The 238-nt window shown below is 69.3% G+C and carries 1 pseudogene; it reads right to left on the bottom strand.

From position 1 onward, the window contains the following. Positions 1-238, bottom strand: a pseudogene (locus tag AC0IZJ_RS28735) (DNA mismatch repair endonuclease MutL); the annotation flags it as partial.

Here is a 238-nt window from a genome sequence, read left to right as displayed (position 1 = left end):
CTCGTAGACGACGCGCTCGTGGGCCGCGTGCATGTCGACGATGACCAGACCCTGCCGGGTCTCCGCCAGGATGTAGACGCCCTGGATCTGCGCGATGGCGCGGCCGAGCGGCCAATCGTCCGTTTTGGACCACTCAGGCAGGTCGAGCAGCGGTGCCGGGCGGGTGTCCGGCAACGCCGTTTGGACGACCGCTGTTGCGGGCTCCCACAGCGCCTCGTGCTGCACCAGCGATAGCCGC

The organism is Roseateles sp. AC306, from assembly GCF_979253795.1.
This window is presented reverse-complemented; position numbering and strand designations above follow the sequence as displayed.